The organism is Pseudocnuella soli, from assembly GCF_004347775.1.
In the GTDB taxonomy this organism is placed as follows: Bacteria; Bacteroidota; Bacteroidia; order Chitinophagales; family Chitinophagaceae; genus Flavisolibacter; species Flavisolibacter aquaticus.
This window is the reverse complement of sequence record NZ_CP037755.1, coordinates 3,331,153-3,350,126: the sequence shown is the minus strand read 5'-3', so window position 1 is coordinate 3,350,126 and position 18,974 is coordinate 3,331,153. Positions and strand designations below refer to the sequence as shown.

At 46.6% G+C, this 18,974-nt stretch carries 12 protein-coding genes; 3 read left to right on the top strand and 9 right to left on the bottom strand.

The genetic code is table 11. The annotated features are described in order from the left end of the window. Positions 1-112 precede the first annotated feature (112 nt). Together EPD17_RS13760 and purB are read right to left on the bottom strand one after the other, a co-directional pair. Complete coding sequence (locus tag EPD17_RS13760; protein ID WP_132055079.1) at positions 113-3,670, bottom strand: PVC-type heme-binding CxxCH protein; 3,558 nt, start codon at positions 3,668-3,670, stop codon at positions 113-115. Positions 3,671-4,050: 380 nt separating this feature from the next. Next, positions 4,051-5,397, bottom strand: coding sequence for an adenylosuccinate lyase (gene purB / locus EPD17_RS13755; protein ID WP_132055077.1), 1,347 nt, complete (start codon positions 5,395-5,397; stop codon positions 4,051-4,053). Between the two features lie 123 nt (positions 5,398-5,520). On the opposite strand from purB, the gene EPD17_RS13750 reads away from it, so the two are divergent. Both EPD17_RS13750 and EPD17_RS13745 read left to right on the top strand, forming a co-directional pair. Further along, complete coding sequence (locus EPD17_RS13750) at positions 5,521-6,267, top strand: menaquinone biosynthetic enzyme MqnA/MqnD family protein (RefSeq protein ID WP_240040624.1); 747 nt, start codon at positions 5,521-5,523, stop codon at positions 6,265-6,267. Positions 6,268-6,311: 44 nt separating this feature from the next. Further along, positions 6,312-9,050, top strand: coding sequence for a T9SS type B sorting domain-containing protein (locus EPD17_RS13745; RefSeq protein WP_132055073.1), 2,739 nt, complete (start codon positions 6,312-6,314; stop codon positions 9,048-9,050). Between the two features lie 6 nt (positions 9,051-9,056). On the opposite strand, the gene EPD17_RS13740 is transcribed toward EPD17_RS13745, so the two are convergent. From EPD17_RS13740 to EPD17_RS13720, 5 genes are all read right to left on the bottom strand, one after another. Next, positions 9,057-9,983 (bottom strand): glycosyltransferase family 2 protein, encoded by a 927-nt coding sequence (locus EPD17_RS13740; protein WP_132055071.1) that lies wholly within the window; start codon positions 9,981-9,983, stop codon positions 9,057-9,059. A gap of 3 nt (positions 9,984-9,986) precedes the next feature. Further along, complete coding sequence (wecB, locus tag EPD17_RS13735; RefSeq protein WP_317126708.1) at positions 9,987-11,048, bottom strand: non-hydrolyzing UDP-N-acetylglucosamine 2-epimerase; 1,062 nt, start codon at positions 11,046-11,048, stop codon at positions 9,987-9,989. A gap of 120 nt (positions 11,049-11,168) precedes the next feature. Beyond that, entirely contained in the window at positions 11,169-11,894 is a 726-nt protein-coding gene (locus EPD17_RS13730) for a class I SAM-dependent methyltransferase (protein ID WP_114233767.1), read from the bottom strand. A 7-nt stretch (positions 11,895-11,901) separates the two neighbouring features. Further along, a complete protein-coding gene (locus EPD17_RS13725; RefSeq protein ID WP_132055069.1) occupies positions 11,902-12,639 on the bottom strand; it encodes a TylF/MycF/NovP-related O-methyltransferase in 738 nt (245 codons plus the stop codon). A gap of 161 nt (positions 12,640-12,800) precedes the next feature. Continuing rightward, a complete protein-coding gene (locus EPD17_RS13720; protein WP_132055067.1) occupies positions 12,801-14,204 on the bottom strand; it encodes a glycosyltransferase family 4 protein in 1,404 nt (467 codons plus the stop codon). On the opposite strand from EPD17_RS13720, the gene EPD17_RS13715 reads away from it, so the two are divergent. Next, entirely contained in the window at positions 14,203-15,405 is a 1,203-nt protein-coding gene (locus tag EPD17_RS13715; RefSeq protein ID WP_132055065.1) for a glycosyltransferase family 4 protein, read from the top strand. The genes EPD17_RS13720 and EPD17_RS13715 overlap by 2 nt on opposite strands. A 32-nt stretch (positions 15,406-15,437) precedes the next feature. Here the strand turns inward: EPD17_RS13715 and EPD17_RS13710 are convergent, their stop codons facing one another. Together EPD17_RS13710 and EPD17_RS13705 are read right to left on the bottom strand one after the other, a co-directional pair. Then, positions 15,438-16,349: a glycosyltransferase family 2 protein gene (locus EPD17_RS13710; protein WP_132055063.1), complete on the bottom strand. Its 912-nt coding sequence runs from the start codon at positions 16,347-16,349 to the stop codon at positions 15,438-15,440. Positions 16,350-16,446: 97 nt separating this feature from the next. After that, positions 16,447-18,924 carry a YfhO family protein gene (locus EPD17_RS13705; RefSeq protein ID WP_132055061.1) on the bottom strand — a complete coding sequence of 826 codons (2,478 nt, stop codon included), beginning with the start codon at positions 18,922-18,924 and terminating at the stop codon, positions 16,447-16,449. Positions 18,925-18,974: the final 50 nt, after the last annotated feature.

The window sequence follows — 18,974 nt, the reverse complement described above, 5'->3', positions numbered from 1 at the left end:
TGTTTTTAGCGCAGCTGTAGCAATAAAAATGTGGAGTGGCACTCGGTGTAAGTTACAGGCCGGTATGCGACAAAACATACCGGCCTGACTTGTTTATTTTTCTGAGTGCTGTTTACTTGGTTACCCGCAGCACACCTTTCATGATGCGCCAGTGACCGGGGAACGTACAAACGTAGGGGTAGTCGCCGGGTTGGTCGGGAATCTTCATCGTCAGGGTGAACTTACCACCTGGGTTCACCAGCGGTGTTGCATACAATACTTCGGGCATTTTAGGCACGTACTGCATTTTAGCACCGTTGGGGTCCGACGCTAATTTATCTGCAGCGGCACCAACTTTTTCCAAAGTTTTGGGCTTGATCAACACCAGGTTGTGTTGCATAAAGTCGGGGTTTTCCAACACCAGTTGCACCGTAGTGCCGGCTTGTGCAGTGATCAGTTCTTTGTCAAATTTCATCACGTCCTTCACCACCTTCATCACAATCACTTTGTCCACTTTTGCTTTCTCGGTGGCTTTGGCAGTGGCCGATGCTACCGGCGACAACATTTCCAATTTAGCATTGGTGAGGTTTGCCCGCAGGAAGAACATCGAATCGGGATATTCAAAAATGCGGTCCTGTCCGACGCTTCGGTCAACACCTACACGCAGCGGTTGCTCTAGGTCTTTTGCAAACACACCGGCAGCTTTTGCAGTGCCTGCGTCTTTATTGTCCACAATCAGGCGCATGGTGCCGTCTTTTTGCAAACCTGCTTTAAACGAAAACTTGTTGGGCACCGCTTGTGCTGTGGCCACTTTGTAAGTTTTGCCACCCTGGTTGATCTGGAAATACATTTTATTGTCCAAGAAATAAACACCGTAACCATTGGCTGCATCGCCCTGCGCCGCCAGCATGCCGCTGAACGGAATAGGACTGTTGGCTACTGCATTTTGCGCAGCGCCTTGGCCCGATGCAGCACGTTCAACATCGCCGGAAATCAGGAACTCTTTGCCGGCCAGTTCAGGTGCAGGCGCGTCGGCTTGCTGCTGGCGGCCAAATGAGCGGCGCAGTTGCATATCAGACAAACGCGAACCAAAAGCAAGGCGTTGTGCAACCGATGCTTCCACCAGCGATGGGTTCATGTTGAGGCCGCGTTTGCGGAAGGCTGCTTTGAACGTTTCTTCATTCAGTTTACCTGCAATGGTCAACGCGTGTTTCAGCCAGGTATCTTTTACGTTTTCCTCGCGTTCTGCCATATCCACCAGCACGGTACCAATTTCAGCCGAAGGGTTCATATCGGTTGTGGCCAGCACGGCTGCCAAACGTACCCGCAGATCTTTATCGGTAAATACGCCGGCCTTGTTCATGGCGGCAAAAGTTGCAGGTGTTTTGGGCAGCACTTCGATGGCTGTTTTTCTTACACCACCAGCGGGATGGCTGAGCGCTTTGATGGCAACATTTGTAGCCGCAGCATTAGTGCCGTTGAGTGCTTTAAGGCCATGGATGGTCCACAGTGCATGAACAGCAGGAGCGTTGATGCCTGCGCCATCCAGTTGTTCGTTTTGTACCAATTTGTACAAAGCAGGCAGCACCGATGCGTCGCGGTTTTCTACCAACAGGCGTTGTGCATGGTTGCGCCAGAACATATTGTCGTTGGACAGTGCGGCCAGCAAACCTTGCTTGTCGCCTTTGTCCAGCTTCATCGTGTTTTTCTGGTCGTTGCTTTTGTAAGCAATGCGGTAAATGCGGCCCCGCTCATGGTCGCGCAGTGGGTTGATGTAGGCATTGCCTTTACCGTTTTGTGCATTGTAACCACCGCGGTCGGCAGAAGGAGTGGGGTTGTGCTGGATGATGAAGTCGTACCAGTCGGTAACCCAAACGGCGCCATCAGGGCCCACTTCAGCCTGGATGGGTCCCGCCCATTCGTCGGCGCTGGTCAGCATGTTCCAGCCGTCGCCATCTTCGGTAAAGCCCGAGCCATTGCGCTTCAGCACGGTGCGGTGCACCAGGCGGCCGGTAGGTTCGGTAACAAATGCTACGCGGTTCCAGTATTCTTTCGGATAAGTACGTGCAGTGTACAGGCTATGGCCAGCGGCAGAAGTAAAGCCACCGTGAACGTCCACCTGGCGGAGGTTTTTGGTAGCTACACGCATGCCGTAGTGTGCGTCAATTTTTTCTACACCCGATTCATTGATCTTGGCTTTGTCGAAATAACGTTTCGGCATGCCGAAGAATGCACTGTGGGTATTGTTGGCGGTAGAAATGAATACATCATTTTCTTCCGAAAAACCAAGGCCCCAGGTGTTGTTGCTGGTGTTGGACAGGAACTCGAGGTTTTTGCCGTTCACATCAAAGCGGTACACACCATTGCCAAAGCGCAGGGAGTCTTTGCCTTTTTTACCGTTGTAATAGCCAGAGTAACCTACAACGCCCCAGATCTTGTTGTCCATACCATAGCGGAGGTTAGAGGCTTGCGCATGGGTATCGCTTTTGCCCCAGCCCGAAAGAATGGTTTGGCGTACATCGGCTTTGCCGTCGCCATCGGTATCTTTCAAAAACAGGAAGTCGGGCGCCTGGCTCAGGATGATGCCACCGTTTACAAAAGTGAATGAGGTGGGGATGTTCAGTTTTTCGGCAAAAATGGTAAACTTATCTGCCTTGCCGTCGCCATTGGTATCTTCCAAAATCTTGATGCGGTCATCGCCAACATCATCGTCTTTTACTTCGTTGGGATAATCCACGGTTTCAATTACCCAAAGCCTGCCTTTTTCATCCCAGTTCATAAAAATGGGGTTCACGACATCGGGCTCCGAAGCAAACAATTGCAGCTCAAAACCAACAGGTACCTGCATCAGCGACATCGACTCCTGCGGAGACAGCGACTGCTGCACTTTAGGTGCCGGGTCGCGGCGTTCGTAGTTGGGAACAGGTCCGTCAAAATATTTAGGATCGGCAATTTTATAAGCCTGCAGACGGGCTACAGCATCCTGACCAACGGCATACAGGATGCCATTTTTTACCAGTTGCAGAAAGCCTTTGTTGTTAAATGTGTGTTCGTCGTGGCCATAAGCAGTGTAAAACACACGGCCTTTGCCGTATTCTTTTACCCAGGTGTAAGGCTCGCGGTGGTCGCCTTCAACCCGCTCAGTGAGCACGGTAATGTCTTTGCTCAATTTGTCGTGCACATAGGTTTCGTCCAGCGTGGTAAATGTAGGTACGCCTTTCACCACCTGGTGGTCGGGACGAACAATTACCGCGGGAAACGAATCGTATTTGTGGCGTTTGAACTGGCCGCCAATGAGGTCCACAACTTCGGGCGAATTGCGGAAACACCAGGATGCCGAGTGAATGGGAATAAACCCTTTGCCGCTGCGTACAAAATTCAGCAGTGCCTTTTCCTGCGGTGCTGTGATGGAGTCGTGGTTGGCATACAAAATAAGGCCATCGTAATGCGACAACACTTCGTCGTTCAGATCGTTTGGATCGGTGGTGTAACTGATGTTGAAGCCGTCTTTGAAATACTCCTTTACAAAAATGTTAGCGAGCTGGTCGGAGTTGTGGTGCTGGCTTTTGTGGCCCAGCAAAAGCAATTCGAGTCTTCGTGGTTTGGGATCGTCCGGCAATTGTTTTGCGATTGTAAATGATAGCGCCATAAGGCCTAACAATACCGGGATCATCATCGGTTTCAATGTCATGGCAAGTATTTTGATCGTGGTTTCAAGGTGCAGTTTTCACGAACCACACCTGTAACATAATCCGAAGTTGCGGTAAAACTCCGGGAAAAGTGTCAATTTAACGTTTATTAACGAATATACTAAATGCCTGGTGGTTTTTGGCCGACAAAAACGGCCTGTTCAAGGCACTAAATTTCATCAAAAGCCGCCACATTTTACCCATTCAATGGCAACGGGTTAAAATATTATTGGTTCCTGCAAAAAGAAAAGAATTAGTAGCCTGCACTGTAATGAAAAATGAGCAGCACGCAATGCACATCATTTGCTTAAAAACAAAAAGCCAACCATGATTCTTTAATTCAAAATCAATGATTGGCTTTGTAGCGAAGCTGCTTCAGTAATTAAAAGTCCGGGTAGATGCCCGTATAATTTTGCGGCGAAATTGCTTTTAGTTCCTTCTTTATTTTTTGCGACACATCCAGTCCGTCGATAAATTGGTGCATCACCTCCTTATTGATTTTTTGTGCGCCGCGGGTCAGGTCTTTCAAAGCCTCGTACGGATTTGGATATTGCTCCCTGCGCAGCACAGTTTGAATGGCTTCAGCCACCACCGCCCAGTTTTGTTCCAGGTCGGCTTCAATACGTTCTTCGTTTAGCACTAATTTGCCCAGGCCTTTTTCAATACTTTTCAGCGCAATAAATGTATGTGCCATCGGCTGGCCAATGTTGCGCAGCACGGTGCTGTCGGTAAGGTCGCGCTGCAACCGCGAAATGGGCAGCTTGGCGGCCAGGTGCTCAAACAGTGCATTGGCGAGGCCCAGGTTGCCTTCCGCATTTTCAAAATCAATCGGGTTTACTTTATGCGGCATGGCCGATGAACCCACTTCGCCTTCTTTGATTTTTTGTTTGAAATAATCCATCGAAATATAGGTCCATACATCGCGGCAAAAATCGATGAGGATGTTGTTGATCCGTTTCAATCCATCGAAGAAAGAAGCAAGGTTATCGTAGTGTTCGATTTGCGTGGTGAACTGCGACCGCTCGAGACACAACACATCGTTCACAAACTCATTGGCAAATGCAATCCAGTCTACATCCGGAAATGCAATGTGGTGCGCATTAAAGTTGCCGGTAGCGCCACCAAATTTTGCCGAAAAAGGAATGTGCATCAATTGATCTACCTGCCGGTCGACGCGTTCTACAAACACCATCAACTCTTTCCCTAGATTAGTAGGAGATGCAGGTTGCCCGTGGGTTCGGGCCAGCATTGATATGTTTTTCCATTGCGCAGCCAATTGCTTTAAACGGCTGTTTAAATTAATGAGTGCCGGCAAGAATTCATTTTCAATAGCGCCCTTCCAGAGAAGCGGTATAGAAGTGTTATTTACATCCTGCGAGGTAAGCCCAAAATGCACCCACTCTTTTGCAGCCGTGGCTTCCACTTTATCCAGTTCCTTTTTCAGGAAATACTCCACTGCCTTTACATCGTGGTTGGTGGTGGCCTCAATGTCTTTCACCGCCTGTGCGTGATCGGGACTGAAATTGCCTTTCAGGTTGTTGAGGTGTTTTGCTGCTTTTGGATCCAGGGAGAAAAAACCTTTTTGCGACAGGAAAAAAAGATAATCGATCTCCACCCAAACGCGGTATTTGATCAGTGCATATTCAGAAAAATATTCATCTAAGTGTTGTACCTGCTTTCGGTAGCGGCCATCGATTGCGGAAATAGCGGTGAGTGTGTTTAGTTCCATAACAAAAGGTGCAGCAAGGTTTTTTAGTGCGGCAAAAAGGGGCGCCAGCGCAAGATAAATTCCTGCTAATACTGGCTTGATTCCGCAGAAACTGCGGTTACTTTGCGGCCAAAAATAATCGATTTGAATCAGATAAGAGTTGCATCGGTGAGTTACCTCAATGCCCGGCCCCTTGTTTACGGATTGACCCACCACCCGGTGATAAACCAAATACAATTGACGGAAGATTACCCTGCTTTTGTGGCCCGCCAACTGGTGGCCGGCGAAGTAGATATGGGATTGATTCCCGTAGCGATGATCCCCAAATTACCGCAGTCGTTTATTGTAGCCGACTATTGCATCGGCGCCGATGGACCGGTGGCTTCTGTGTGCCTGTTTAGCGAAGTGCCGATGGACCAAATTACCCATGTGTACCTCGATTACCAAAGCCGCACATCGGTAAACCTGGCCCGTGTGCTGCTGCGGGAATACTGGAAAAAAGATGTGCAATTTTTAGACGCTACCGGCGAAGATTTTCGAGACAAAATTAAAGGCAACACCGCCGGCGTAGTGATTGGCGACCGTGCACTTGAGCAACGCCAGCGTTCACCCTTTATTTACGACCTGGCAGAAGCGTGGATCGACCACACAGGTTTGCCCTTTGTATTTGCCGCCTGGGTTGCCAACAAGCCGCTGCCGCCCGATTTTGTTGCTGCATTCAACGAAGCTAACAAATGGGGCCTGGAACAATTGGAGGTTGTGCTGCAAAACATCAACTATCCTGTTTATGATTTAAACAAATATTTCACGCATAACATCAGTTACCTGCTGGATGACGATAAGCGGAAAGGGCTGGCGTTGTTTCTGGAAAAATTGCGGGATAATACATGACAGAAATGGCCTATTTTTAGCCCAACCTAACTGCCTCTTTGTACATGAGAATAATTGCGCTTCTGCTGTTCCCTATATTATTTATCGATAATGTATTTGCCCAAAATGCGGGTACCCGTAATCAGACAAACACACCCGTTTGCTCAAGCCACGCCGGGAACGCCATGCTCAGCATGACGTGCAATAACTGGTTAAAGACTGGGAACCATCCCAGTTTTGTGCGCATTGGCGATTTGGATATTACCGGCGACCAGATTACCGTGGAAGCCACGTTCAACCGCACATCACGCTGGCCTGGTTCGGATTTGTACCAGGGCGATCTTGTTTCAAAACATGATGGGCCAGACGATTGTAACTATCTTTTGCGGCCTGGTTCAGCCGAAATTACTACTGAGCATGGCTACTATAAGACGCCGGAAATATGTGCCATTGAGTTGAATAAAACCTACCATGCCGCGATGGTGTATGACGGTGAATCGCTCAAACTTTACCGCAACGGATTTTTGATGAGTGAAAAGGCGGCGTCGGGCAATTTGGTATTAAACGATTGGGAAACGCAGATTGGCTTGTATTACAACGAAGTTGTAAACACGCAATTCACCGGCTATATTAACGAGGTCCGGATCTGGAATGTAGCCCGTTCGCAACAACAAATAAGGCAATTTATGGAAACCTCGTTGCCTAATCCGGCCGCCATATCAGGGCTAAAAGCATATTATACGTTTGAGAGTTTGAACAATAAGCAAGGCGATGTGCAATGGAATGGCTCGGTCCATGGAAATGCCAGCATTAATCAAACCAATGCGGCCTGCAATTTTGTGGCGGACAGTTGTGGAAGAAAACCTTGCATTGAAAAAGAGATAGATTTTTCTTACAAACAAAACATCTGCACACCCGGTCAATTTGTCTTTTCTACCGGCCTGGGTACAGGAGAAACAGCAACCTGGTCAATCAATGGGCAAATGTTGAGCGGCAGTACGGCAACTGTAGTTTTGCCAAATCCGGGTACTTCAAATACAGTATTTCTGACGACACAAACTGCCGAAGGCTGCCGGAACGCAGATCAGAAAATAATATCCTACGCAGAAGACGCATCGGCAATCATTGAACCTGGCCCACTAACTTTTTGCCAAGGCGATTCGCTTTTGCTGCGTGGTGAAAGTTCGCTGCTTCAATATTGTTGGCAGACACCGCCAAACGTCAATGCACCTACTGGTTTAACCGGATATCTGAAGCCTGCGGGCTCCGGCACTGTTTCACTTCGCGGCTTTTCAGGTACAAACAACTTATTGGCAAATCCGAATTTTTCGTTGGGCAATTCCGGCTTTCAATCAGATTATCAGCTTAATCCCGCGGCCGGCAGTACAGGTTACAAAGTTCAAAGCAATCTTGCCGGGACTGCTAAAGCGGCTTGTGCTGCAGCACCCCAGGGCAAAGGATATTTGATTGTACAAAACGCTTCGGAACGCTTTAGGACCATTTGGCAACAAACGGTGCAAATTGAGAGACAAAAAGCTTATGCATTTTCTGCAAAACTTTTGTCGCTACAGGCAGCTAAACAGGCTAAGATTCAACTTTTGTTCGACGGAATTCCCGTGACTACAACACACAATGTAAAGGAGCAGCAATGCGAATGGGATGAGTTGTTTTTACTTTGGAACTCGGGCGGCAAACAAAGCGTAACTGTATCGTTGGTGAGCACAAACAACGAAGCCGGAGCAACGGACCTTGCAGTGACAGATCTTTATTTTGGTAAAACTGTCATCAAAACGGATAAAGTTGAATATAACGTTGTTGCAGCCCCAATTGTTATGTTTCCCCAAGACACATCCATTTGTGCAGGAACTGGCATAGTTTTGAACACAACAAGCAATGGCGCGGCGGATCGCATTGAGTGGCGTGAAAATCCGGGCCTTTCGGACAGAAACAGTTTTGCACCAAAGGTAAATCCTACGAATAGTGGTGTATTTGCTGCTACAGTTACAAACAATGTTGGCTGCGCTACAACAGATTCGGTTCGTATCGCGATATTAGCACTGCCCAGTGTGACAATGCCGGATTCGCTGGCAATATGTACAAGCACAGAAACTCAGTTGAAGCCAACTTATACGGGTGTTCAGCAAGTTAGTTGGTATCCGGCTGTTGGCATTAATAATAGATCCGCATTTGAACCAAGTTTTTCGCCGATAACCGAGCAAAAGTATTTTGCAGCGCTTTCCTCTGCTGAAGGATGTGTGGCAACCGATTCAATTTTCATCACGCTGAAACCCAAAGCAACTGGTGCAGTAACAAAAGAAGGAGACATTGATTGTACGCGTTCATCAGTGCAACTTGTGGCAACAGGTGGCGTCCAATATGAATGGGAGCAAGCAGCTTCGTTGAGCAATCTCGGCGTGCCAAACCCAATTGCCAGTCCGGGCGTTACAACCACCTATAAAGTAAAAATTACCAACGAAGAAGATTGCAGTATTTCCCTTCCAGTTACGGTGCAAGTGACAGCCACCGGTAAAAACTCATTTTATTTACCAAACGCATTTACACCGAATGGCGATGGACTGAATGATTGCTTTGGTGTTCGTGATTGGGGAGCAGTTGAGGAATTTTCTTTTAACGTGTATAACCGGTGGGGACAAGTCGTGTTCAGCACAAAAGATGTAAACGCTTGTTGGGATGGTAAGTTCAAAAACCAATTACAACCATCGGGTGCTTACATTTATACCATACGGGCAAAAACGCTTTGCGGGGATGTGTCTAAAAAAGGCACGATGATGTTGATACGGTAACGGGCCTCACTGTTTAGGGACAGGTAGGAGCAGGGCTTTGATGCCCGTAAAACTCATCCGAATCATTTGCACCATCTTACTTACCGGCACGTAGCAGAGTACCACTAACGCCTGCGGAACAGAAAGACGTTTTAGCTTTTGCAAAAAAAGCATGTACTTGTAAGGTACACTTTTAGTTGATCCATAAAAAACAGCAAGCTTGCGGTATAAAAGTGCTAAATCAAAAGCCTGTAGCCGCTGCTCCAGGCCGGCCAGGTTTCGTTCTAAAAATATCTTGGCCATATCATTTACCGTGGCCAGGTGTTGGGATGTTAGCGAGCCTTCATGTTCCCTGTAAAAATACAATTGATTAGTAGGCAGGTACGCAAAATTGAAACGGATAAATGCACGAATGAAAAAATCATAATCTTCCACCAGGAACGCAGCTGCATTGTATCCTTTTAATGCAGTATGAACTTCTTTCCTGTATAAAAAGCAGGCTCCAGCACCGGTCCATTTCGTAAAGCTTTTATTGACATCGCCGAAGTTGCGTGTGCCAAAAACTTTGCCGCTTGCATTGATCAATTGGTAATCCGTATACACCAGGTCAATTGATGGATTTTGCTCTAAATACCCGACGAGTGTTGCAATGGCGTTGGGTGCATAAATATTGTCATCGGATGTCCAAGTATAATAGGTGCCTTTTGCTACTGAAAATCCCGCATTAAGCGAAAGTGGTAACTTTTTGTTTTCCTCGTTACTGATTATCCTGATCCGCTCATCTTTCTGTGCATACTCGTATGCGATGGATAACGTTTCGTCAGTTGAACAATCGTTTACGATGATCAGTTCAAACTGTTCAAATGTCTGGTTGAGGCAACTTTCTATTGCGTTGCGCAGGTACCCTGCACCGTTAAATGTTGGCAGAACAATGCTTACAACTGGGTGCAACATGTGTCAAAGATTTTCGCGTAACAAGGTGAGAATGGCAGTAGCGGCTTGGCCGGTGCCGTATGGGTTAACGGCCTTTGCAATGCGCTGGTAGGCTGATTCATCCGAAAGCAGCATGGCGGCGGCTTCAACAATGTTTTTCTGATTGGTGCCTACCAACAGTGCAGTGCCGGCATCAACACCTTCCTGCCGCTCCGTTACTTCACGTATCACCAGTACGGGTTTGCCCAATGAGGGCGCTTCTTCCTGGATGCCGCCGGAATCGGTAATGACCAATGTGCTTTTATCAAGCAGCCAAAGCAAATGAGGATAGTCCAGCGGTGCAATCAGCGAAATACGTGGATGTGCACCAAGTAAGCGATAAACAGTTTCACGAACATTTGGGTTTAAGTGCACCGGGTAAACCACTTGCACATCGTGAAAGCGTTCAGCAATCTCGAGTAATGCCTGGCAAATTTCTTCGAGTGGTTGGCCGAAACTTTCCCTGCGGTGTGCCGTGACTAAAACGATGCGCTTTTCGACATTTAAATAATGAAATGCTGCGGCGACCGCTTCGTCATTGCGAACTTTTGCAACGCCCATCAACAAGGCGTCAATCACCGTGTTGCCGGTTTGGTACACATGTTCAGTGATCCCTTCTTTTTTAAGGTTGATAACAGCTTTTTCTGTAGGCGCGAAGTGAAAATTGGCAAGAACACCGGTTAATTTTCGATTGCCTTCTTCCGGGAATGGTGCATAGAGATCGTAACTCCTAAGGCCTGCCTCGATGTGGCCGATATTAATTTTTTTATAAAACGCTGCCAATGCACCTACAAACGCTGTAGTCGTATCGCCTTGCACAAGAACAACGTCAGGTTTGGCTTCTGTAAGTACTCGTTCAAGTTCTTTTATGGCACGTGCAGTAATGTCAAACAATGTTTGGTTTGGCTGCATCAGGTCAAGGCTATAAGTTGCCTTCAGGCCAAAAAAATCCATCACTTGCTGCAGCATTTCGCGGTGCTGTCCCGTAGTGCAAACTTCTATAGTGAAAAATGGATCTTTTTGCGCAGCCAAAATCACAGGAGCCATTTTTATGGCTTCTGGTCTTGTGCCGAATATAAATAACAGCCTTTTCGATTGCATGGTCTTTGTTTAAATTGAGCAGCCTTAGCGCAGCTAAGGGCTATCCAAGGCAGCTTTCGCTGTTCATTACACTTGGTGGCTAGGTTTGCTGGCAATTTCGTTTACTTTTCGACACAGCACGATGTTGTTCATGTATAGTGTCTTGTCGCGAGGAAGCAGCTTTCCCCAAATTTTCGCCGATGTATTGATTACGCCAAAAATAAACAGGCGGCCCGCCGAACGTACCACCGGTATCTTTTCTATTTTCTTAAAAATGTTGAAATAGCAATAAACTGAAAACAGTTGGTGTATTGTCTCGATGGTACTGCCCGTTTTTTCCTGCACTACAATCTCAAAACCTTTTTCCTGCAAGAGGTGCCGGATCCCGAATGATGTATATCGTGCAAAGTCGTGCGGCACTTCATGTTCGCAAAAAGAAAAAGGGCAGGACAATAATAGTAGCCCATCACGCTTAAGCACCCTGTTTAGTTCGATGAGTATGTCTGGCAGGTTGAACACATGTTCGAATACCTCACTGCTAAATATTGAATCAAATTGTGCATGCTCAAATGGCAATGTTTTGCCGTCGTAGAATACATCAATTTGTTCGTTCAAATGAGAATGGCCGGGATTTTCGTAATCGACGCCAATATATTCATCAACCGAGAAAAGCGATTGGTAAGGTTTTGTTCCGCAGCCAAAATCAAGCATGCGTCCTTTCAATCGGGGTGATAGACGGGTGAAAGCTTTCAAGAGGCCTTGGCGGATTAGATAGTTAGGCTGTAAAATATCAGGGTTAAATTCCTTCTTCATGAATGTCTTACTGTTTTACAGCGATCCTTCCGGTTTCGTCCATCCTGTTCAGCAGAATGCGGATTTTATGTTCCTGAAAATACTCATCTACCGCCTTTCTTGCTCCTTTCCAAAAGCCGTAATCATCAATGATCAGCACACCGCCGGGCGCCAACAGCGGGAATAGATGTTCGAGTTCATGTTTGGTTGATGCGTACCAATCCGTATCGAGGCGCAGCAAAGCTATCTTTTCAGGCATGGTTGCTGGGATGGTGTCTTCCACTTTGCCTTGTACATAATGTATGTGGGTATCGGGATATTTACACAATTGCATGGTCCGGCGTACGGTTTCTAATGCAGAATATGCCCACACCAAATTTTTTTCTTTATCAGCGTCGGCCGCCAGCAGTTCGCTGGCTTGCTGATCGGCATATGAAACATCTTCCTTTTCGGGCGCTGGCATTCCTTCAAATGTGTCGTATAAGTAAAGATGCCTTTTTGTTTCCTGCATGTTTAAAAGTGTTTGCGCCACGGCCAACATGCTGCCGCCTTTCCAAACCCCACATTCCACTACGTCACCTTCAATTTGGTTTTTAACAATATAGTTGACCGCCTCTGCCAAACCAAAAATCCGTTCGGGACTCGTCATCGTATATGGCTGAACCAGACGTACAAGATCGACATGCTGCTGTTCAAAGTCAACAGGTATTTTTTGCTTGTCGAGGCGCACAAGCTCCAGACCGAAACGCCGAAGTATTTTTTTCATAAACCCGCCAGGATTACTCTAAAATTTAATGGGCAAAGAAAGGAATTATTTTAATCACTATTGCTTTGAACCGCGCAAAGCAAGCAGTTGATATGTCTTGGAAATGATTGCGTGACCGCAACAAAATTACTGCGAGAATCGGGTTAAATATGTTTTTGACGCTAAGCGCCGTTGGAACCGACTAGAATTTGCAAAAGACTTTTTCCAGGATTGGGGTCATACAGTTTTTGTGCAGTATGCGCAGCTGAAGCGCCTAAGTCGGCCCACAGTGACTTCGCCTGCCAAGCTTCCTCCAAAGTAGCTTGCAAAGCATTGACTGAACAGGCCGCAGCAATAAAGCCATTTTTTTGATGTTCGACCCACTCGGCACTTCCGCCCACATCCGTTGCGAGACAGGGCCTGCCGCAAAGCATGGCTTCTACAACTGCCAGCGGCATGCCTTCCATAATTGAGGGCATCAACAGCATATGGCACTGCTCCCAAACTTTGCGGATGTTGGGCACATTGCCCTCAAATACAACCTTTCGCTCCAAGCCATAAAAAGCTACAAGCCGCTCTAAATAATTTTTATCCGGCCCATCGCCAAAGATGTGTAGAACCCAGTTGCGGTCGCGCCACTGCTTTGATGCGAATGCGTTTAATAAAACATCCTGACCTTTCTGCCGAACGTAGAGGCGACCGACCAATGCAAAATGTACCGTCGGCTCCGGAGTGGGAAAGGGGATCTGGCTTAAATTGGTTAAGTTAACCGGGTTGCGCACCACCATAGCATTGATGATACGGGTAGCAAGATGTCTTTCGGCAGTATGCATATTGCGCGATGAAACAAACATTACCTTTTTAGCATAGGCGTAAGCATCCGAAATCTGCGCTGCTTCATTGTCCGAGATCTCACGGATTGTCTCGGTATTTTGTTGCCCGAGTATAAAAAAGGCGATATTGTTACTGCGAACTTTTTCCAACAGTCCTTTTTCACCAGCGATGGAATAACAGGTTCCGTTGTATAAGACAATATCAGGCTTCCATTCTAAAATCTGCTGAAACGGATTTTGCCATTGCTTACGCAGAAAGTTGACACCGATTTGGAACTGCCGGGAAATTTGGCCTGACCCAGGCCGGATATAGCCAGGGCGGGTAAAAGCTTGCAAGCCAAGCCCTTCCAGCTCTTTTATTTTTGGCGCCGTTACCGGGTGCTCAAATCTAAGGTGCGCAACCTGATGACCTGCGGCAAGGGCCTCTTTCGCCATGGCGTACCACAGCTCTTCGCTACCGCCCCAAGGATCTCTTATCATCGAGATGACTGCGATTTTCATGTACAATCCTGATGTTTTATTAAAGAGATTAGCATGATGCTTAATCGAAAAAAAATGCAACAAATTTCTTTTGCACAAAAATGGGCTAATTATCTGAATCGAAATTTTAAGTTCGTTGGGTCGGAAACGGATAATTTTCATCCCATCGGTATGGTGTTTTGACCAGAGATGAAAATTGCGTGGGTCAAAATGCTTAACGTGTAAAGCCAAAAAATTTTCATTCCCCGGCCGAAAATGCCAAATTGCACCCATGACTTTAGTCTACGGTTTAATAACGCTGAAACGCCTGGTTGAACAGGTGGTCATAACTCCGTTTGTATGGTGGGGAAAGCTAAAAGCAAGGCGCCGGCCGTTGGAAATGGAATATGACGTTTTTTTCTTTTTTCCCACATACGGACTTGGCGGCGCGGAAAAGGTAAATGCCGAAATACTGGATTGTGTAAAGGATAAAAAGTGCATTGTTTTTTTTACAAAAAAACCTTGCGATGAAGCAATGTTACACTTATTTGCAACCAATGGAATAGCCTACCACGACATCAGCCGATGGACAGATAATAAAAAACGATACTGGGAAAATTTTATTTACCGGGGTATATGTGCGGCGTATATTAATGGTCAAACAAAGCTTCCTGTTGTGTTCAACGGGCAATGCAATTTTGCATACAAGCTATTTCCCCACTTGAATTTGCATGTTCGTAAGGTGGAGTTGATCCACACTGCCGATCGGCAGTTTACGCTGATCACATTGCCATACATACCATTTATCGATTTACGTGTTATGATTACCAATGTTCATATAGAGGAACACCGGCGATACTACCGAAAATTTGGTGTTTCAAAAGCCTATGACGGCCGTATGCGACGTATCCTGAATAAGGTAGAAATGACGAATGAAGGCGGTCTTGAAAAGGAATATGGTCCAAGACTTAAATTTTACTACGCCGGCAGGGGGGGCGCACAAAAACGTGTGTGGCTGCTTGTAGAAGCAATGCGCCGTTGCCAGAAGCTTAATCTTCCCGTGGATTTTTTCTTAGCTGGCAATTTTGAAGCAGAATTGCCAGCAGATCATTCCAAGTTCTGCACATACCTGGGGCAGTTGAAAGGCGGTGAAGCGATGAACAAATTACACCAGCAAATGGACGTGCTCATGCTAACTTCCGCATACGAGGGTTTTCCAATGGTTATTATGGAAGCAATGACATTTGGTGTAGTGCCTATTGCTACGGCGGTGGATGGCGTGCCTGAGCATATTCGTCATATGCACAATGGGTTATTAATCGATAATGCAAGTGAGGAAAAAGTGGTAAAACAACTTATTGAACACGTACAATTCCTGTGTGGCAATAGAGCAGAGCTGCTAAAGATGTCGAAGCATGCATTTAATTATGCGAAAAACGAATTTTCCGGCAACGAGTTTTGTAGCAACTACCGCTACGCAATTTTTAACCAATAGCTGTACTTGTTTGAAAGCGAATAGTCATAATGCTAATACCAAAGCCTTGCATTCAAATGGTGTAAGTGATCCATAGCCTTTTTCGGCAAAGTCGTTTTCCGCTCCTTTACAAAAATCCTGGAAATGGCCATCCATCCGTTTAACCATTCTTTCAAGTTAAATCCGGATTTCAACAAAGCAAACAGCGACCACATTATTGCAGTGCCTGCAAAGTGGTACCAACGAAGGTATCGCCACGCAACCTTTGATTTATTGACCCACATCATTCGCAGCTTTTCGGCTTTTGGCTTGCGGCCGAGTGGCGACTCTTTATGCAGCACAACTATTGAAGCTGTGTAAACAATCCTGTACTGATGCAACAGTAAGCGATAAGCCAAATCATACTCTTCCATGCCATAGAAAAAGTCTTCCGGATAAAGTCCTGTCTTTTCTATAGCTGGCCGGCGTAACACGTGTGCGCAGCCGGTGAAATAATATGTTTCAAAAAAAGGAGCATACTGCAGTCGCTTAAAATCTTTGTGCGGGAATGCGGTTTGTTGCATGGCTCCTGTATCATAGTATAAAACCTTGCACGCAGCGGCACCGATCGTGCCCGAATCGTCGTCGTTGAACAATGCAGCAATCTGTAGCAATGCATCGCTGTTTTGTAATACCGCGTCATCATCGAGCAGAAAAAGCAGTTCGCCGGTACTCTCTCCAATGGCATAGTTGCGGCCCCTTGCAACGCCCAGGTTCTCTTTGTGTTTTATGTAACGAATATTACAACCATGTCCCATTTCACAAAAAGCTTCTACGTCTGTATAACTTTCTGTAGAAGCATTGTTAAATAGGATGATTTCGGCCACTAGCATTCCAACCCCTTCGAGTGACACCAAGTTTTGCAATAACGCCAAGGCATCTGCAGGTCTGTTGTAGGAAATGATGATGATGGAAATCTGCTTCATGAACAGCGGCAAATGCTCGGTTGTAGGCCGGTTGAACAACTGCGAAAAAGCCACTATGTTCAGTGGCTTTTTCTTTGACTCATTTTTAAAAATATCGCTAGGCTTTTTTCAATTCAGGACGCTGCGGCCGAAAGCTAAACCATAGCGCTACGATGATAAGCAAAAGGGTAATGATGTTGCCTGTAAATGCAATGGTTTCACCAAGGTAATAGGACCTGGGCCGGAACTCAAATACAATCTGGTGTTGCCCCGCAGGTATTTGCAATCCCCTTAACGCGTAGTTGGTGCGTGCAATAGGTACTTCCTTGCCATCAATGAACGCAATCCACCCACGGTCGTAAAAAATTTCGCTGAAAACAGCAAAGCCCGGCGCAGCAGCACTGCTTTGGTATTCCATTTTGTCATTGTCGTAGCGGGTTAGGCGCACCACGGCCGCCGAGTCGGTTTGCGGCGTGAAACCTTTCTGTTGGTCATTCGATTCCAAAACGGCAACCTGTGCCGGATTGAAATTATCCATTGCCCGCATTACGGCCAGCCAGCCATTCTCGTACTGCAATTTTTTTACAAACCATGCATGACCGAGGGCTTCAGGATTTACCTGCACTTGTGGCTGATTATTCTGATCCGGTGTGATGACATATTTTGTATTCATCATATTCAGCACTGCTACATTCATCGGTTGCTTGCGCAGGTGGAATGACAACACATCTTCAACTATGCTCAATTTAGCGGGGTGGTAACCGCCCACCGAGTTATGGTGATAGGAGGTAAGCGCATCATTAAATACGTCTTGTGTCAGGTTTAGTACACGGTAATAGCCTGTGTCTTGTTTTATTTGCAAATCAGCAGGGGTAGGAGCAAAAACCTGATTATACTGGTCTGGGTCAACAAAATTATCGCTATTTAAATAACGTTTCCCTACACCGATAAGGTCAAAAAGGTTTAGAACAATCAACGCCGCAACTGCTGTAGCAAATTTCAATTTACTCCGCAAATACATCAGGAGGACACCGAAGCTCAACCCAATTAAAATAAGACTGCGCAAAAGGTCACCACTCAACAGCGAACGGCGGTCATCTTTTAATGCGCCGTAAACTTCGCTGCCAGCACTCGGGTTGCCCAACGCCTGGCCAAAATATTGGATGAGGTTTTCATCATTCGGTCCTTTGAAATCGAATGTCAGGTACATCAGCGCCACAACAGCCAACAAGCCACCAGTAATAAAACCTGCTAATTTCAACGACTTCCATTTTTCCACTTGTTTGTCATCACTGAAAAACAAACGTTGCAAAGCCATTGCACCCAGAAGCGGAAACAACATCTGGGGAATCACCAGTATCATCGCCGGTGCCCGAAACTTGTTGTAAAGTGGGAGTGTATTAAAAACAAAAGAATTAAAGCCTTCCAGGTTTTTACCCCAAGAGAGCAAGATGGAAAATATTATTGCTGCCAGCATCCACCAGCGATGACCTGTTTTTGAGTACACCATGCCAAACACAAACAGAAAGCACATGATGGCGCCGAGATAAACCGGGCCTGCATGGCCTGGCTGGTTGCCCCAGTAGGACGGCAGACTGGCGGCAAACTGTGCTGCCTGATCTTCGGGTACACCCTTAGCTGCAAGGTTGGCCGCTACTTTTGAATTCGGACCAAGTTCGCCGCTGCCACCGCCGCCATATAATCCGGGTACAAGCAGGGTCATTGTCTCGGCTTGCCCATAGCTGCCATAGGTAAACGCATACTCTGTAGTTAAGCCTGATTTTTTTGTGCCAGAAGCGGCAGTCGTATCAAGGCCCAGTGTGCCATTGCGCATGGTAGCCTTTGAGTAATCGTACGTCACAAAAATGCTTGTAGCATTTGCAACTACCCCCAAAGTGCCACAGCCTAATGCAATGGCAAGTGCCGCCGCCATGTGCCGGTACTCTTTTTGGCGAAACCATTGGTACAGGTAATACAGCGTCATGAAACCCGCGGTAATTAATGTGTAATACACAATCTGCAGGTGGTTCATTGCAATCAGCAGAATGCTGAATAGTGCCGTGCAGGCACCTCCTAACCAATATTTTTTATCAAAAATGAGTGCAATACCACCGATCACTGCCGGCATGTATGCCATCGAAAGCATTTTCGTGTCGTGTCCAACCGCCACAATGATTGGATTGTATGTAGCATAGGCGTATCCTAACGCCGCCAAAATACTGATCCACGGATTTACCCGAAATGCCTGGCACAAAAAGTAAAACATGAGGCTGGCCAGGAAGAAAAAGTTGATTGGCTTGGGCAAGGAAAGTGAAAACACATAGTGAAACAAACCGGGTGTGATGACCACCTTGCTATCCATATAAATTTGATAGGCAGGCATGCCACCAAACATACTGGAAGTCCAAAGTGGAAAATGTCCGTGTTGTTCTTTGTACTCCACCGACTGCTGCGCCATGCCTTTCCAGTGAATCACATCACTCTGGCTGATTTGCTTTCCGCTAAGTGCAGGCGAACAAAAAATAACGGCCACCAGCAGGAATATGATTACGGCAATGGCGTGTGGAAGGGCTTTTTGCAAGAACCCATTTTTCATGTGTCTTCTTTTTCGGGGTGTGCTGCACAAAGGGTTTTGTACAGGCTAAA

Coding starts and splice junctions, on each gene's coding strand:
- purB (WP_132055077.1), bottom strand. CDS start 5,397: ATGGAACTAAACACACTCACCGCTATTTCCGCAATCGATGGCCGCTAC.
- EPD17_RS13705 (WP_132055061.1), bottom strand. CDS start 18,924: ATGAAAAATGGGTTCTTGCAAAAAGCCCTTCCACACGCCATTGCCGTA.
- EPD17_RS13730 (WP_114233767.1), bottom strand. CDS start 11,894: ATGAAGAAGGAATTTAACCCTGATATTTTACAGCCTAACTATCTAATC.
- EPD17_RS13760 (WP_132055079.1), bottom strand. CDS start 3,670: ATGACATTGAAACCGATGATGATCCCGGTATTGTTAGGCCTTATGGCG.
- EPD17_RS13715 (WP_132055065.1), top strand. CDS start 14,203: ATGACTTTAGTCTACGGTTTAATAACGCTGAAACGCCTGGTTGAACAG.
- wecB (WP_317126708.1), bottom strand. CDS start 11,048: ATGGCTCCTGTGATTTTGGCTGCGCAAAAAGATCCATTTTTCACTATA.
- EPD17_RS13745 (WP_132055073.1), top strand. CDS start 6,312: ATGAGAATAATTGCGCTTCTGCTGTTCCCTATATTATTTATCGATAAT.
- EPD17_RS13720 (WP_132055067.1), bottom strand. CDS start 14,204: ATGGGTGCAATTTGGCATTTTCGGCCGGGGAATGAAAATTTTTTGGCT.
- EPD17_RS13740 (WP_132055071.1), bottom strand. CDS start 9,983: ATGTTGCACCCAGTTGTAAGCATTGTTCTGCCAACATTTAACGGTGCA.
- EPD17_RS13725 (WP_132055069.1), bottom strand. CDS start 12,639: ATGAAAAAAATACTTCGGCGTTTCGGTCTGGAGCTTGTGCGCCTCGAC.
- EPD17_RS13710 (WP_132055063.1), bottom strand. CDS start 16,349: ATGAAGCAGATTTCCATCATCATCATTTCCTACAACAGACCTGCAGAT.